The following is a 15,043-nucleotide window of genomic DNA, read 5'->3' as shown; positions in this document are numbered from 1 at the left end:
ATCGGCGTGCGGGAAGCCCCCCGCACGCCGACTGACGGGAGCCGGGCGGGCCTTGCCTCTCCCTTTCCGCGGGTTCGAATCCCGCCGGTACCGCAGCCGACTCATACGAGAGCCGTACGTCCGCCTCCGCCGACTGGAGTTCGCATGAGCACGCCCGCCCCCGCCGCGGTGTTCGTCGCACCGGAACAGACCGCGGCCGTCGGGCGGGGGCAGATCAGCGTCCTGTGGTCGCTCGGCGAGCGGACGAGAGATCTGGACGCCAGCGTCGTGCGGCTGGCCCCCGGGGCGAGCCTCGGCGAGCACATGGAGGACTACGGAGTCCTGTTCAGCGTGCTGACCGGTGAGGGTGAACTCCGCACGCCTGACGGCTCCTGGCCGCTCGCACCGGGCGCCCTGGCGTGGCTTCCCGCAGGCCTCACCCGTTGCGTGGACGCGGGGGAGGCGGGGCTCGTCTACACGACCGCCCACCGCCCACGCGTGGCTCTCGGCGCCGGTCCGCACGATGGCTCCGACGCGGGCGAGCCGGTCTGCCTGCTCGGCCGCGTCTGCCCCGACTGCGGCCGACTGGCCACCGAAGATGACGCCCGGTACTGCGCCCGCTGCGCAACGCCGTTGGCGGACTGACCGATGTCACACGCGAAGGCGGGCCGGCCGGGACAGTCCGGTACGCAGGACGTCCTGACCGGAGACCACCGCACCGCGCACCTTCTCGCCGAGAACGTGCACTGCGTCCTCGGTGACCGCATGGTTCTGCGCGATGTCTCCCTGAAGGTGTCCCGTGGCGAGCGCGTGGGCCTGATCGGCGAGAACGGCCGCGGCAAGTCGACGTTGCTGCGCGCCATCGCCGGTGACCTTCCGCCGCAGCGCGGCCAGGTCGTACGGGCGGTGGCGGGCCTGGTGGGATTCCTGCCGCAGCAGCCCGGCTTCCCGGCCGGCGCGACCATCGAGACCGTCGTCGCACGAGCGACCGCCGAGTTCGCCGAGATGACCGAACGGATGCGGGCCGCCGAGGAGTTGATGGCGTCCGGCACGGAGGGCCTGAGCGATGTGCTCGGCGAGTACGGCCGTCTCCAGGACGAATTCGCCCGACGCGGCGGCTGGGAACTCGACGCCCGCGTCGGCGAGGTCCTCGATGTCTTCGGCCTCGGCGGCCTGGAGCGGCGTCGGCCCACCGAGACGCTGTCGGGAGGCGAGAGGTCACGCCTGGCGCTCGCCGAACTGGTCCTCACCGAACCCGCCGGGCTGCTCCTCGACGAGCCGACCAATCACCTCGACGACCGTGCGGTGGACTGGCTCGTCCACTGGCTGGTCCAGTACCAGGGGCCGTGCCTCATCGCGTCGCACGACCGGCTGCTGCTCGACACCGCCGTCACCGCCATCGTCGACCTGGACGGCCCCCGTGGCTCCACCGTGCGCTACGGCGGCGGCTACCGCGACTACCTCGACGAACGCGCCGCGGCCCAGGCGCGCTGGTGGCAGCAGTACCGCGACTGGCGTCAGGAACTGGCCGAGGCGCGGCGCCGGCTCGACCGGGCAGGTCGGTCCGGCCGCACCTTCGGCGCGATGCGGGACGGCGACAAGCTGTCGTACAACCTCGCCGGGGGCGGTGCCCAGGCCGCCGCGTCCCGCGCCACCCGCGCGGCCCGGCAGCAGCTCGGGCGGCTGCTGGACGAGGAAGTGCGACGACCGCCCGAACCGCTGTCCTTCCGGCCGCCTCTCCCGGTCGCGGGGCAGGAGCCGGACCAGGCTTCGGAGAGCGAGGGCCCGCACCGCGGTGTACTGCTGCGGGCCGAGGGCCTGGTCGTCGGCGATGTGCTGCGGGGCGTGGACCTGGAGCTCGCCCCCGGTGCGCTGCATGTGATCACCGGGGCGAACGGCGCGGGCAAGACCACCCTCCTGACCGTCCTGGCAGGCCTACGGGAGCCCGATGCGGGGGTGGTGGTACGTGAACCGGGTCTGCGTGTCGGCTACTTGCCGCAGGAGAGCGACCACGCCGAGGAGGAGCGCGGCGTGCTGTCCACCTTCGCCGCGCACCGCGCTGCCCATGTCGACGACGCGGCACGGGAGTTGACCAGGTTCGGTCTGTTCACGGCCGCGGAATTCGATGTCCCGGTCAACCGGCTGTCCGTGGGCCAGCTGCGGCGCCTCGAACTCGCGCTGCTGTTCTCGCGGCGCCCTCACCTGCTGCTGCTCGACGAGCCGAGCAACCACCTCAGCCTGGCGCTGGTCGAGCAACTCCAGGAGGCCGTCCACCAGTTCACGGGCCCGGTCGTGATGGTCACCCACGACCGTGCCTTGCGCGAACGCCATCGGGGCAGCCTGCTGGAGCTGACCGAGGGACGGCTGGTGCGGCAGGCCTGAAGCCGGGCGGCCGCCGCCCCTCTCAGTTGTCCACGTCTCCGTACGTCGTGCCGACCTTGAGCCCGTCGATCCAGTTGATGACGCGCTTGTCCTTGACCTCGGAGCCGTACGAACCGAATCGGGTGTCATTGCCCAGGTCGTCCCAGGTGCGGCCGGAGAACTCGGCGACCTTGGTGCCGTTGTAGAAGGCCGACACCCACCCGGCGGAAGCGTCGGACGAGGTGTGGATGCCGAGCACGATGCGCTTGTACGTGCTGGTGGTGACGGGCGTGGACCACTTGAGGGTCCACTTCTCACCGGCCTCGATGTGGAACAGCTTGAGAGCACCGCCCTCGACCTTCATCAACACCGGGTAGTTCTGCTGATGTTGGTCGTTGGTGCCGTACGACTTCCACTGGAAGATCGTGCCCGCGTCCGGGGTGTTGGTGGAGGTGTCCCAGCCGATCCAGTACGTCGAGTTGTTCTTGAAGGTGTACCGCGAGCCGCCGACGCTGATCCCGTGTGCCTCGCAACGTTCGAGGCCGAGCGGCTTGTTGAACTTGAAGACCTGACCGCGGCCGTCGTCGTTGTCCTGTGCCGAGACGCTGCCGGGTGAGTCGCACAAGGTCGAGGAGAACACGCCGGTCCCACCGGAGGCGTCGCCGTCCCAGATGACGGAGGCGTCGGCGGGTGCGGCGGTGAGCAGGACCAGGGAGGAGGCGGCGGCGGTGAGCGTGCCGGTTCGCTTACGCATGGGGGCTCCTTGCGAGTGGGGGGAGGGGCTCGCGTGGTAAGCGGTTTCTAGCACGGCTGCGGCGGAACGCTCAAGGGTGTGGCGCCAGTTGAGGACCTCGACGCAGAAAACGGTATCGGGGGCCCGGCGGGAGCTCGGCGCACGATCCCGTTCGCCGGGGTGGTGATCAGCCCAGGACGAGCGGGAGCCTCCCGGTCAGGTCACCCAGTGCCGACTTCTCCGCGTCGGTCGGGGCGCGCCGCCCGGTGCCGACCAGCAGGGCATCCGTGTCGGAGAACGACGTGGGGAAGGCGGCGCCGGCGATCTGCTCCAGCATCTCGCGGCTGCGGGCGAGCCCTTCGGCGGGCGGTCCGGCCACGTTCGGGAGGTGTGCGATCAGGTCGAGGTGGTGCAGGGTCCATTCCATGACGTACGTGGTGAGGTAGTCGCCCGTGGTGAGGACCTCGTCGCGGGTGCTCACCCGGGCGTCGGGGTCGGCTAGCGCGGCCGCGCGGCCGGCGGCCGAACCCAGGTCGTCGAGGTGGAACTTGAGCAGCCAGGGCTCCTCGTACGCGGCGGCCAACCGGACGGTCAACGCGTCGAGCGGGTCCTCGCCGGTCGGGGGCGTCGCGGAGACGTCCCAGTAGGTCAACGCGTCGCGGGTCGGCTCCGCGTCGGCGGGGGTCACGAGGGTGATCAGGACGTCCTGGGCGTCGACGACCAGATGGCACACCAGGTCCCGCACGAGCCAGCCCGTGCAGCCGGACGGCCGTGCGAAGGCATCGTCGGGGAGTTCGGCGACCGCCGTGCGCAGGGCCGTCCATGAGCGCGAGAAGAGATCCACGGCGTCAAGGTAGTGCGGCGCGGAGGAGGGGGACAAGGCGGTCGTGCGGGCCCGCTCACGCAGGGAGGGCGCGCGTGGCAGGGAGGGCCCGCGCCCGACCGTGCTGTCCCTGCCCTCCTCGCCCTCCTCCGCGTCGCAGCGCTAACTCAGCGGCGTGGCCCGGATCGCGGAGATGTCGAACTGCAGCCGGACCTTCTCGCTCACCATGGCGCCGCCCGTCTCCAGGCGCTGGTTGTAGACGAGGCCCCAGTCGGTGCGGTCGATGGTGGTGGTGCCGTCGAAGCCGGCCCGCTCGAAGCCGAACGGGTCGACGACCGAACCGAGGTAGTCGAGCTGCAGCTCGACGGGCCGGGCGACGCCGCGGATGGTCAGTTCCCCGGCCATCCGGAAGGTCTCCCCGCCCTCATGGACCGTCGAGGTGCTGCGGAACGACATCTCCGGATGGCGCCGCGCGTCGAAGAAGTCGCCGCCCACGAGGTGCGCGTCCCGCTGCTCCACGCCCGTGTCGACGCTGCCGACCCGGATGACGATCTCGGCCCGCGACTCGGAGGGCCGGGCACCGTCGAAGTACAGCGTGCTGTCGTAGTCAGCGAAAGCACCTCGCACCGTCGTCACCATCGCGTGCCGCACGGAGAATCCGATGCGGCTGTGCGGGCGGTCGATGGTCCACTCCCCGGTCAGCGCGCGAAGCGCCGGGTCGAGGGCGGCGCCGGAGGATGCCGAGAAGGGCGTACTGGGCCCGACCGCCGGTATCGGCTCGAGGGTCGGGGTCTGGCGACGGCTGAAGATACCCATGATGTCGCGTCGTCTCCTTCGGATGTGATCACTCCGTGTTATCACGCCGACGGCAGACGCAACTCAGCAAGATGAGAGGTCTCGTCCGGGTTCGACGCCGCGGACTGGAAAGATGCACAAGATCGACACGGATGTGGATGCACGAATGGGTGGTCCGGCATCACACACCGTCACAGGCGTGTCCGAATGGTCTGCGGATCAGGGGATCAGGGATTGTTCCGCCACTCGACGGCCCCGACGCCGAAGCTGTCTCTGAAGCTGTCATCGGCATTCAGAAGGTGCATACTTGAAATAATTCTGAGGGTCGGAGGCGCAATGATCGCACTCGGAATCATCCTGCTCATCATCGGTCTAGTGGCAGGCATCTCCATCCTGTGGACCATCGGTGTCATTCTTCTCGTCATCGGTGTGGTCCTGTGGATTCTCGGATCTGTCGGCCACGCGGTGGGCGGGCGAAAGCATTACTGGTAGGCGCATCCTCGATGTGCCGTGCGGGCCCCACGGCCCGATGTGCGCATGCGGACGGCTCCTCCGGGTAGCAGGCTGAACTGGATCAACCTGCTGGACGGAATGGAGTCGGTGCATGGCCGGCATGGGCGGAGGGCAGCGGGCGCAGTCCGCGGCCCAAGAGCGGTCGGATCGTGTGCGCCAGTGGTGGCGGCGAGCCTGGGACACACCGGGCTACGAACGCCACACCCTGCTCCTCGTCCTGAAGAGCACGCTGGCCGCGACGCTGGCTTGGGTGGTCTCCTACTACCTGCTCGACGCACCGTCACCGGCGTTCGCGCCGTTCTCCGCGGTGCTGATCATGCAGGTGACGGTGTACCAGTCCCTGCTGCAGTCGCTGCGCTACCTCGGCGCGGTGGCCGTCGGCGTGGCCATGGTGGCGGGCCTGGGATTCCTGGGCGGCCCCGACCTGCTGACGTTCGTCCTGGTCGCGCTGGTGGGCCTGTCCATCGGACGCTGGCCCGCACTCGGCGCGCAAGGTTCCCAGGTCGCCACCGCGGCCTTCTTCGCCTTCTCCACGTATGCCGCCGCCACGTCCGCCTCGCAGAAGATCACCCAGCTAGGGGAGATCATCCTGCTGGTCCTCATCGGCTGCGGCATCGGCGTCGTCGTGAACGTCACGGTGGCCCCGCCGATGCGCTACCGCAGCGCCGAGCACGGGATCCGTTCGCTGTCCACTGCTCTGGGCGAGCTGGTGAGCGACATGTATCCGGCGCTGCGTGAGGGTGAGGTGGACGAGGAGCGCTGCAAGCAGTGGCGCCGGCGGGCCGAGCAGACCGGTGGCCAGATCACCCAGGCCAGGGAAGGGCTGCGTACGGCGGAGGAAAGCCTCTACTTCAACCCTCGGCGGCTGTTGCGCAGGCATCGGGGCCGGACCTCGTTCGAGGGGTACGGCTCGGTGCTCGGAGCCCTCGAACGCTCGCTGTACCAGGTGGCGTCACTGACGCGTGGACTGGATCAGTGGCAGGAGGACGACGGGGGCCGGCACGACGACCGGGCCTTCCTCGACGACTACGCCGGCTTCCTCGAATCCCTCGCGAAGATCGGCGAGGTGCTCGGCCAGCTGGACGAGGACTCCCTCGTGGAACAGGCCCGGCAGCTGTGTCAGCTGGCCGACGAGGCCCAGGAGTGCTGCCGGAAGGTGAGGGACGGAGCGAACCGGGCCGGCCTTCCGCTGGCCGACCCGGCTCGTCCGTACGGGGTCCTTGTCGTGGAGTCCACCCGGTTGATGGAGGAGTTCCAGTACGCCTGCGACGTGCTTCAGCGGTACGTCGGTCAAGACGCGTGAAAGGGCCCCACGGTCACGGGTGACCGTGGGGCCCTTTCAAGGGCGACTGCGCGGTCAGTGGTGGCCGCGGGCGCTGGCGGAGGCACCTCCGAAGAGCCGGGCGACGGCGCGGAAGGGAAGGGTGACGACCGTGGCGATGGCTCCACCGATGGCTCGGAGTACATCTGCAATGGCCTTCAGCATGAGGGACCTCCAAAGAACGTCTTTACTTGCTCGTCTTGCCCTGCGTCGGGCTTCTTGCCCGCCGTCGGTTCGTTAACTGCCGTACGGCTTGTTCAATACCGGTTGCCCTGCGAATGGCGGCGAAAACATGGGCCGCTTCGGACGGGGTCCGTATGCCGCGGCGTTCTCCGTTCTTTAAAGCCCGCTTGATTAGGGTTGATCCAATCGGGAACGCCTCCAGGGATACACCCGCCCCCGCACCGAAGAATGGAGCATCACATGCGCGCGCTGTCCTTGGTATGCACGCTGAATTCCTCGCCGACCGCGTCCAGCAGCCACACGCTGTCCGATCAGGTCATGGCCGAATTCGACAAGCTGGGGGTCGAGGTGGAGACGGTCCGGGTGGCCGACCACGACATCCACCCCGGCGTCGCGGCCGACCTGGGCAACGGCGACGGCTGGCCGGCCCTGCGCGAGAAGGTGCTGGCGGCCGACATCGTGCTCCTTGCCACGCCGATCTGGCTGGGCCACCCGTCGAGCGTCTGCCAGCGCGTCCTGGAGCGCCTGAACGCGGACATGTCGGAGACCGACGACGACGGCCGGCCCCTGATGTACGGGAAGGTCGCGGCGGTGGCCGTGGTCGGCAACGAGGACGGCGCGCACAAGGTGAGCGCGGACGTCTTCCAGGGCTTCAACGACCTCGGCTTCTCGCTGGCGCCCTACGCCGTCACCTACTGGGTGGGCGAGGCGAAGCAGGGCACTGACTACCAGGATCTGGACGAGACCCCCGAGTCCGTCGCCTCCGCCACCCACGCCCTCGCCGTCAACGCCTTCCACCTGGCCGAGCTCCTCGCCCGAAAGCCCTACCCGGCCCCCTGACATCCCCGCACCGGACGGCCTTCGGCCGGAACGAAGCGAAACGGATCAGGCGTCGGAAGGACGGGAGATGACCACGAAGGCGGGCGCCGACAGATGGACGTGACCGCTGCGGACGTCGGATACGCCTGCATGGGCATCGGCGCACTGCTCGCCGCGGTGCTGCCCCGGCTGGTGGCGCGCCAGCCCATGTCGATGCCGATGGTCTTCCTGGCCGTCGGCTTCCTCGTCTATCTGCTGCCGACCGGGCTGCCCGAGCTCGACCCCTACGAGCACCGGGCGTGGTTGGAGCACCTCACCGAGGTGTGCGTCATCGTGGCCCTGATGGGCGCGGGTCTCGCGATCAACAGACCGTTCGGCCGCCGGTCCTGGTCCACCGCGTGGCGACTTCTCGGCATCACGATGCCCCTGACCGTCGTGGCCACCGCGCTCGTCGCCTGGGGTCTTGTGGACTGGCCGCCGGCCGTCGCCCTGCTGCTGGGCGCGGTGCTCGCCCCCACCGACCCGGTGCTCGCGGCGGAGGTACGGGTCGGCGAGCCGACCGACGCCGAGAACGACGAGGACGAGGTGCGCTTCGCCCTCACCGGAGAAGCGGGCCTGAACGACGGTCTCGCCTTCCCGCTGGTCATGGCCGGCCTCGCGATGTTCGCCGCCTCGGAGACGGGCTGGTCCGGCGAGTGGGTGGGCCACTGGCTGTGGAGCGACGTGATCGTACGCGTCACGGTCGGCGTGGCGGTGGGTCTGCTGGTCGGCCGACTGCTCGGGTGGATGTTCTTCCGGGCCGGCTGGGAGGCGCTGCGGCTCTCCGAACACCGGGAGGGGTTCGTCGCACTGGCGGCGACCTTCATCTCGTACGGCCTCACGGAAGTACTGCACGGCTACGGGTTCCTCGCGGTGTTCACGACGGCCTGCGCGATCCGGGCCGCCGAGCGCGCCCACGGCTACCAACTGGTGATGCACACCTTCATGGAGCAGGTGGAGCGGCTCCTCACGGCCGGTGTGCTGCTCCTCATCGGCGGGTTCATCGCCTGCGGCGGGCTCTCCGCGCTCTCCTGGGGCAGCGCGGTGACAGCCGTCCTGGTACTGCTCGTGATCCGTCCGCTCACCGGCTGGATCGCCCAGCTGCGGGGGCGGACGACCCCTGGGGAACGCGCGGTGACCTCCTTCTTCGGCATCCGCGGAATCGGGTCCGTGTTCTACCTCGCGTACGCGCTGGGGGAGGGGGATCTCCAGGCGTTCCAGGAGGAGTTGTGGGCGGTGGTGACGTTCATCGTCCTGCTGTCGGTGATACTGCACGGAACCGCGGCTTCGCCCGTGCTCAGGCGCCTGGACAAGGTCGGCTACCGCGGGCGGTGAGAGGGCGACGGGGGAAGCGGGGCCTATCCGTCCGGCCCATGGGCACTCGGTTGGTGACAGGACGCCAACCAAGGGGAAATCGTGGAGATTTCGGGTCTCATCAGCGCTGTGGTGATCGGAATCGTCATCGGGATACTGGGGCGACTCGTCGTTCCCGGACGCCAGCGCATCGGCATTCTCTGGACGCTGGTCGTCGGCATCGTGGCGGCGTTGATCGGCACGGCCGTCGCGGCAGGTCTGGACGTGGCGAACACCGACGGAGTGGACTGGATCGAATGGCTCATCCAGATCGGTCTCGCGGCGCTGGGCGTTGCCGCGCTGAGCAAGGTGAAGCTGCGCTGAGCAAGTGAAGTTGCGTGGAGCGAGCGGAAGTTGCGTCGGCGGCGGCACATCGGTGGCGGCGGCGTCGGCAGTGACAAGAAGCAGGCCGGCGGGCTTCCGCCGGTCCGACCCGGTCAGCCCTCGACGGCTGCTGCCTCCCAGGGGCTGGGGCCGGTGCCGTCCAGCCAGGCCCGCAGATCTTCGCCGTCCACGCACACGATGCCGCACTGCTGCGCGTACTCCAGGGCGGGAGCGGTGAAGTCGCTCGTCGTGACGAGCGCCGCTATGTCCGCCTCGTGGACGGTGAAGCACGTCCCGCCGAAACGCTGCAGGTCCTGCGAGCCGACCTTGTTGTCGTCGCCGTAGCGCTTGCACTGGATGACGATACGGAGCCCGTCAGGGGTGATCGCCAGGACATCCGCGCCCAAGTCGCAGGCGCCGCCGACCACTTCCACCTCGCGGCAGTCGTCACGGGCGCACAGCTCGGCTATGGCGTGCTCGAAGCCGTCGGGATCGAGTTCCGCGTAGTCGTCCGGAGCGTCGAGGACGACAGTCGCCTCCTCCCCGTCCAACACCTCTGCCGCGGGGTCGGGGGGTGGCACGTCGAGCGGGATCTCCCGCTCCGGAGGGTCCGCCGGTATCGCTTCGGGCTGTGGTCCGCCGACCGTGTCCGCGGCGCCGAGGCTCTCGGAGGCCCGCTCGGCGGCCTCCTCCAGTGCCTCGGCCGCGCGGCGCGCGTATCTCGCGGCGGAGAAACGCCGCCACCTGGAACGGCCCAGGTGCGCGGCCGCGATGCCCACCACGATGATTGAGCCTGCCCACAGCGGACGGCTCTCGACGATGTCCGCAGCGGTGCGGACCACGAACGCCAGGACGCACAGGATGATCGCGAGCAGGAGGAAGAACAGGGTGGTGGCCCGCAGGTTGAAGCGCCGCTCACGGTCGATACGTCGAACCGGGCGCGGGGGTACGGTCATTGCTCTCCCTTACGGAGGACGACGTTCTCCCTTAGGGAGGACGACAACGAAGATCACTTGTCTCCGTGTGCCCAAGATCAACGACCTGAAGATCCCTCGCCGCGATGCCTGTGGGTGCGCTCCACGTGCCGCCCGCCGGACTCGCTTCTAGGCTGGTGTCCTCGGGGCTGTCACGGAGGTACCGCATGCCCCGACCCGTCTGGTCAGGCGCGATCTCGTTCGGCCTGGTCACGATCCCGATCAAGGTTCTGCCCGCCACCGAGAACCACAGCATCAGCTTCCACCAGTACCACCTGGAGGACATGGGGCGGGTCCGCACGCGGAAGATCTGTGACCTCGACGGCAAGCAGCTCACGAACGCCGAGATCGGCAAGGGCTTCGAGGTCAGCAAGGACACGATCGTCGCCGTCACCGACGACGAGCTCGACGAGATGCCGCTCCCGACCGCGAAGGCGATCGAGATCGCCGGTTTCGTGCCCTATGAATCGATCGATCCGATCAGGATCGGCGAGGGGTATTACCTGCAGGCCGACGGGCAGGTCGCGAACAAGCCCTACACGCTCCTGCGCAAGGCCCTGGAGCGGAACAGCAAGGCCGCCGTCGCCAAGTTCGCATGGCACGGGCGTGAGCGACTCGGCTTGCTGCGTGTGCAGGACGACGTGATCCTGCTGCACGCCATGAAGTGGGACGACGAGATCCGGAGCCCCCAGGAGCTGGCCCCCAAGGAGATGGACCTGGACGACGACGAGGTCGACCGGGCGATCCTCCTCATCGACTCCATGACCACGGACGGCATCGCGGGCCAGGAGTGGGCCACCGACCGCTACACCGAAGCCCTGGAGCAGGTCATCCAGGCGAAGGCCGACGGGAAGAAGCCGCCCAAGCCGGATGAGGAGGAAGCGCCGGCCGGGCAGGTCCTCGACCTGATGGCCGCGCTCCAGGAGTCCGTGCAGAAGGCTCAGTCGTCCCGGGGCGAGACCGGCAGGGACGCCACCGTCCACGAGATGCCCAAGAAGAAGGCGTCCACCAAGAAGGCCGCGAAGAAGGCGACGGCCAAGACCTCCGCGCCCAAGTCTTCGACAGCCAAGACCTCAGTGGTGAGGAAGACCACCGGCAAGAAGACGGCCGGTACGAAAGCGACCGCCAAGAAGACGACGGCCAAGAAGGCGACCGCCCAGAAGCCCGCCGCGAGAAGGCCGAGGCGCACCGCCTGAGCCGCCGGCCCCATGCAGGGCACCGGCCCTGAACAGTCAGTCCGCTCGCAAGGTCGGGGCTGTCAGTGGCTGGACGGTGCCAGATGCGCACGCTCTCCCTGCGGGCCGAACAGGGCGAGCAGTTCCGCGGGCCGGCTGTCGGCACTGCCGATCCAGTGCGGTACGCGGGTGTCGAACTCCGCGGCCTCGCCCTCGCCGAGCTGGAACTCCTGCTCGCCGAGCACGAACCTGACGCGTCCGTTGAGGACGTAGAACCACTCGTATCCCTCGTGGGTCCGGAGACTCAAGGTGGGCGCCTGGCCGGCGGGCGGGTAGATCACCTTGTACGCCTGGATGCCCCCGGCCCGTCTGGTCAGCGGCACCATCACGAGGCCGGAGCGCCGCACCGGCCGCAGATGGACGCGGGGATCGCCGGTGGGCGGCGCCGCGACGAGATCATCCAGCGGGACGCCGTGCGCCCGCGCCAGGGGCAGCAGCTGTTCCAGGGTGGGGCGCAGCCTGCCGTTCTCCAGGCGGGACAGGGTGCTCGCCGTGAGGCCGGTCTCGTCCGCCAGCGCCGCCAGTGTGGCGCCCCGAGCCTGGCGCAGGGACCGCAGCCGGGGCCCGACCCCGGCCAAGACGTCCTCCGCGTGGTTGCTCCCGCCGTCCGTGGTGTCCATGCCTCGATGATGCGGATCGATGATGCGGATCCGCAACTTTTCTTGCAAGGGTGGAACGGCGGTGCCGATGCTGTCGGTACATCACCGGCGTCCAGGCGCGCATCGCGTCGCGCTCGCCACGTCGGCCGACGAAGGGGTACCGCAATGGATTCCACAGAAGACCGCCGGGCGGTGGCCGACACAGCCGGCGGGGATGGCCAAGGCGCGGCGGACGAGAACGCCGGCCTGTTCTGGGAGCGGCATTACCGCTCCCGGCGCCCCGGGGCCGCACGCGTCAACCCGCTGCTCGCCGAGACCGTCTCGCCACTGGCCCCAGGCGCCGCCCTGGATCTGGGCTGCGGGGCGGGCGGTGACGCCATCTGGCTCGCCCGCCAGGGCTGGCAGGTCACCGCCGTCGACATCTCCACCACCGCCGTCGAACGCGTGCGGGAACGTGCCCGGGAACTCGGCATCGCGGACCGGGTCACCGCCCGACAGCACGACCTGGCCGAGAGCTTCCCGGCCGGGCGGTTCGACCTCATCTCCGCCCAGTACTTCCACACCCCGCTCCAGCTGCCCCGCGCCCGGGTCCTGCGCACCGCCGCCAGGGCCCTGCGGCCAGGTGGGCTCCTGCTGATCGTCGATCACGGTTCCACAGCGCCCTGGTCCTGGAACCAGGACCCAGGCATCCACCACCCCACACCCACCGAGATCGCCGCCGAACTCGATCTCGACCCGGCGCGCTGGTCCGTACTGCGCGCCGACATGCCCCAGCGCCGGGCCACCGGACCCGCCGGTGAGAGCGCCACCGTCATCGACAACGTGCTGCTCGTGCAGCACGCCCTCGTACAGCACGCCGGAACGGAGTGACCCGATGGACGACGAGAAGGACACCCTGCGGGGCTGCCTCGACCAGTTGCGGAACTCGGTCGCCGACAAGGTCGCGGGTGTGCCGGAACCGCGGGTCCGGACGGCCGGAGTGCCCTCGGGCACCAGCCTTCTCGGGCTGCTCAAGCACCTGGCGTGCGTCGAACGCTTCTACTTCCTCGGTGAGGATGCCGGCGACTGGCCCGCGACGCTGCGGCCGTCGGCGGACGACTCCGTCGACGGCCTGCTCGCCGACTACCGGCGGACGGTCGAGCGGGCGAACCAGGTCATCGACGCCTGCCCGGACCTGGCCCGGCCCGCCCCGCGAGCCCCACGCCGAGGGGCGGTGCCGTCCATGCGATGGGTCCTGGTCCACATGATCGAAGAGACCGGCAGGCACGCCGGTCACGCCGACATCCTGCGCGAACAGATCGACGGGTCCACCGGCCGCTGACCCTGCTCATCCCAAGACCCACGCCCTCCGATCAGCCGCCCGCGACCTGACTCAGGGGTTCGGGCTGGGGTTCCGGCTGCTGTGCCGGCACGGCTTTCGGCTCCCACAACTTGGTGGTCCGCGCATAGCCCTGGACCACCGAGATCATCGCCAGGACGAGAAGCGGACCGAATATCCACGGGTGCCTGGCCATCTGCATCGGCAGATAGCGATAAGAGACCAGGAGCAGCGCGAATACCGTCGTGCCGTACACGACGAGCTGGATTCCCGCCCGGTCCCAGCCACGGGCCATCGAGCGCAGCGCCGCGTCGATCGTGAACGCGAACACCACACCGGCGATGATGTCCACGCCGTAGTGGTAGCCGAATCCCAGCGTCGCGCCGAGCGTGGCGACCAGCCAGAACACGCCCGCGTAGCGCAGCACCCGTGGGCCCCTGCGGGAATGGATGAAGATCGTGGTGGCCCACGCCGTGTGCAGACTGGGCATGCAGTTGCGCGGGGTGATCTCGTCGAACGGCATTGATTCCGGGGTGGCGATCGGCGGCGGTGTGTGCGGCCACAGGTTGGCCAGGGCCCACTGCTCGCCACCGGTGCCGAAGGCGCCGTCGCCGTAGGTGAAGATCGGTCCGACCACCGGGAAGATCATGTAGATGGCCGGTCCGAGCAGGCCGATGACCAGGAACGTACGCACCAGATGGTGGGCCGGGAAGCGGCGCTCGACCGACACATTGCGCAGTTGGTACAGGGCGACGATGACCGCGGCCACCGCGAGCTGGATGTAGACGTAGTCGAGCACGTGGGCACCGACGGGCCCGGTGGCCGAGACCATCCGGCCCACCAGCCATGAGGGGTTGCCCAGTGCGTGGTCCGCGGTGGCCACGTACTGGTCGAGCACCGCAGGGCGGGTCTTCGACGTGATGAGCAGCCAGGTGTCGCCCGTCTTGCGGCCGGCCACGAGGAGCAGGCTCAGCCCGATGCCCTTCAGCAGCAGGGCACGCTCCTGGCCGGTGCGGCGCGTGAAGGCGATGACCGCACAGCCCAGGATCACCCACAACGCGCCGTTGCCGAACATCATCTTGGCGTCGACAGCCCATCGCACCAGGAAGAAGACGACATCGATGCCGACCGCGACACCCAGCGCGATGAACCGCTGTCGCCAGGTGAACACCACCATCATCAACGCCATGCCCGCGTACAGCAGTGGCCCTGACTTGGGGGCGAAGATCACCTCGCGCGCCTGGTTGGTGATCGGCCCGGCCACGCCGTAATGGCGCGCGGCGATCTCCAGTGCGACGAGGAACCCGAGGGCCACCACGGCCGCCGCTGTCCACAGCATCGCGCGTGGTCGGCGCCATGCTGTGAGCACTGCCCTGTAATCGATGCGCGAAGAGCTTCGCGATTCTCTAGATATCAATTGTTTTGGCCGATTTGTTAGTTGCGGGTAATAGCTCACTCTTCGTGCTGAATGGCGTTGTTTCCTGGTGAAGTATGGGCGATCAGGGCACTCGTCGTGAGTTCGATCATGTTAGCGGAGCAGTGTGGAAGACGGGACAGAAGAGTTTCCCCCACTTCAACTCCGCCTTCAACATCCGTTTCCAGAAGGCCACTTCTTGGTCTATACCAGCAACCGCCGCCCCAGTATCCTCAAGCGTGCCAGTGGCACACCACCCC

The 15,043-nt window shown here is 69.1% G+C and carries 17 protein-coding genes; 10 read left to right on the top strand and 7 right to left on the bottom strand.

What is annotated here, in order from left to right; genetic code table 11:
* The first annotated feature begins 144 nt into the window (after window positions 1-144).
* Both ACWGIH_RS20240 and ACWGIH_RS20235 read left to right on the top strand, forming a co-directional pair.
* The gene (locus tag ACWGIH_RS20240) at window positions 145-624 is read left to right on the top strand and encodes a cupin domain-containing protein (protein WP_453445606.1); all 480 of its coding nucleotides are present in this window, start codon (window positions 145-147) and stop codon (window positions 622-624) included.
* A 3-nt stretch (window positions 625-627) separates the two neighbouring features.
* A complete protein-coding gene (locus ACWGIH_RS20235) occupies window positions 628-2,361 on the top strand; it encodes an ABC-F family ATP-binding cassette domain-containing protein (RefSeq protein WP_453445604.1) in 1,734 nt (577 codons plus the stop codon).
* A gap of 22 nt (window positions 2,362-2,383) precedes the next feature.
* Here the strand turns inward: ACWGIH_RS20235 and ACWGIH_RS20230 are convergent, their stop codons facing one another.
* The 3 genes from ACWGIH_RS20230 to ACWGIH_RS20220 all read right to left on the bottom strand — a co-directional run bounded on the left by ACWGIH_RS20230 (window position 2,384) and on the right by ACWGIH_RS20220 (window position 4,712).
* Window positions 2,384-3,094, bottom strand: a complete 711-nt coding sequence (locus ACWGIH_RS20230) for a heparin lyase I family protein (protein WP_453445602.1) — start codon at window positions 3,092-3,094, stop codon at window positions 2,384-2,386.
* Window positions 3,095-3,260: 166 nt separating this feature from the next.
* Window positions 3,261-3,917, bottom strand: coding sequence for a maleylpyruvate isomerase N-terminal domain-containing protein (locus tag ACWGIH_RS20225; RefSeq protein WP_453445600.1), 657 nt, complete (start codon window positions 3,915-3,917; stop codon window positions 3,261-3,263).
* A gap of 141 nt (window positions 3,918-4,058) precedes the next feature.
* Window positions 4,059-4,712: a YceI family protein gene (locus tag ACWGIH_RS20220; protein WP_453445598.1), complete on the bottom strand. Its 654-nt coding sequence runs from the start codon at window positions 4,710-4,712 to the stop codon at window positions 4,059-4,061.
* Between the two features lie 315 nt (window positions 4,713-5,027).
* Between ACWGIH_RS20220 and ACWGIH_RS20215 the strand changes: the two genes are divergently transcribed.
* Window positions 5,028-5,183 (top strand): DUF6131 family protein, encoded by a 156-nt coding sequence (locus tag ACWGIH_RS20215; protein ID WP_363206802.1) that lies wholly within the window; start codon window positions 5,028-5,030, stop codon window positions 5,181-5,183.
* 121 nt (window positions 5,184-5,304) lie between these two features.
* Entirely contained in the window at window positions 5,305-6,507 is a 1,203-nt protein-coding gene (locus tag ACWGIH_RS20210; protein ID WP_453445715.1) for an FUSC family protein, read from the top strand.
* Between the two features lie 54 nt (window positions 6,508-6,561).
* Here ACWGIH_RS20210 and ACWGIH_RS20205 read toward each other — a convergent pair whose 3' ends face one another.
* On the bottom strand, window positions 6,562-6,690 hold the full coding sequence (locus tag ACWGIH_RS20205; protein ID WP_453445596.1) for an LPFR motif small protein: 129 nt from the start codon (window positions 6,688-6,690) through the stop codon (window positions 6,562-6,564).
* A gap of 258 nt (window positions 6,691-6,948) precedes the next feature.
* On the opposite strand from ACWGIH_RS20205, the gene ACWGIH_RS20200 reads away from it, so the two are divergent.
* The 3 genes from ACWGIH_RS20200 (at window position 6,949) to ACWGIH_RS20190 (ending at window position 9,243) form a co-directional block, all read left to right on the top strand.
* The gene (locus tag ACWGIH_RS20200; protein WP_453445594.1) at window positions 6,949-7,548 is read left to right on the top strand and encodes a flavodoxin family protein; all 600 of its coding nucleotides are present in this window, start codon (window positions 6,949-6,951) and stop codon (window positions 7,546-7,548) included.
* Between the two features lie 93 nt (window positions 7,549-7,641).
* A complete protein-coding gene (locus ACWGIH_RS20195) occupies window positions 7,642-8,901 on the top strand; it encodes a cation:proton antiporter (RefSeq protein WP_453445592.1) in 1,260 nt (419 codons plus the stop codon).
* A gap of 81 nt (window positions 8,902-8,982) precedes the next feature.
* Window positions 8,983-9,243 carry a GlsB/YeaQ/YmgE family stress response membrane protein gene (locus ACWGIH_RS20190; RefSeq protein ID WP_451207741.1) on the top strand — a complete coding sequence of 87 codons (261 nt, stop codon included), beginning with the start codon at window positions 8,983-8,985 and terminating at the stop codon, window positions 9,241-9,243.
* Window positions 9,244-9,356: 113 nt separating this feature from the next.
* Here the strand turns inward: ACWGIH_RS20190 and ACWGIH_RS20185 are convergent, their stop codons facing one another.
* Complete coding sequence (locus tag ACWGIH_RS20185) at window positions 9,357-10,199, bottom strand: restriction endonuclease (RefSeq protein WP_453445590.1); 843 nt, start codon at window positions 10,197-10,199, stop codon at window positions 9,357-9,359.
* A gap of 185 nt (window positions 10,200-10,384) precedes the next feature.
* Between ACWGIH_RS20185 and ku the strand changes: the two genes are divergently transcribed.
* Complete coding sequence (ku, locus tag ACWGIH_RS20180; RefSeq protein WP_453445588.1) at window positions 10,385-11,413, top strand: non-homologous end joining protein Ku; 1,029 nt, start codon at window positions 10,385-10,387, stop codon at window positions 11,411-11,413.
* Window positions 11,414-11,475: 62 nt separating this feature from the next.
* On the opposite strand, the gene ACWGIH_RS20175 is transcribed toward ku, so the two are convergent.
* Window positions 11,476-12,072 carry a helix-turn-helix domain-containing protein gene (locus tag ACWGIH_RS20175; protein ID WP_453445586.1) on the bottom strand — a complete coding sequence of 199 codons (597 nt, stop codon included), beginning with the start codon at window positions 12,070-12,072 and terminating at the stop codon, window positions 11,476-11,478.
* 144 nt (window positions 12,073-12,216) lie between these two features.
* Between ACWGIH_RS20175 and ACWGIH_RS20170 the strand changes: the two genes are divergently transcribed.
* Both ACWGIH_RS20170 and ACWGIH_RS20165 read left to right on the top strand, forming a co-directional pair.
* Window positions 12,217-12,921 carry an SAM-dependent methyltransferase gene (locus ACWGIH_RS20170; RefSeq protein WP_453445585.1) on the top strand — a complete coding sequence of 235 codons (705 nt, stop codon included), beginning with the start codon at window positions 12,217-12,219 and terminating at the stop codon, window positions 12,919-12,921.
* 4 nt (window positions 12,922-12,925) lie between these two features.
* The gene (locus ACWGIH_RS20165) at window positions 12,926-13,372 is read left to right on the top strand and encodes a DinB family protein (protein ID WP_453445583.1); all 447 of its coding nucleotides are present in this window, start codon (window positions 12,926-12,928) and stop codon (window positions 13,370-13,372) included.
* Between the two features lie 31 nt (window positions 13,373-13,403).
* Here the strand turns inward: ACWGIH_RS20165 and ACWGIH_RS20160 are convergent, their stop codons facing one another.
* Window positions 13,404-14,708 carry a phosphatase PAP2 family protein gene (locus tag ACWGIH_RS20160; protein WP_453445581.1) on the bottom strand — a complete coding sequence of 435 codons (1,305 nt, stop codon included), beginning with the start codon at window positions 14,706-14,708 and terminating at the stop codon, window positions 13,404-13,406.
* Window positions 14,709-15,043 lie beyond the last annotated feature (335 nt).

It is taken from the genome of Streptomyces sp. NPDC054872, assembly GCF_053610705.1.
The sequence above is the reverse complement of the archived record's forward strand: the minus strand, read 5'-3'. Positions and strand labels throughout refer to the sequence as shown.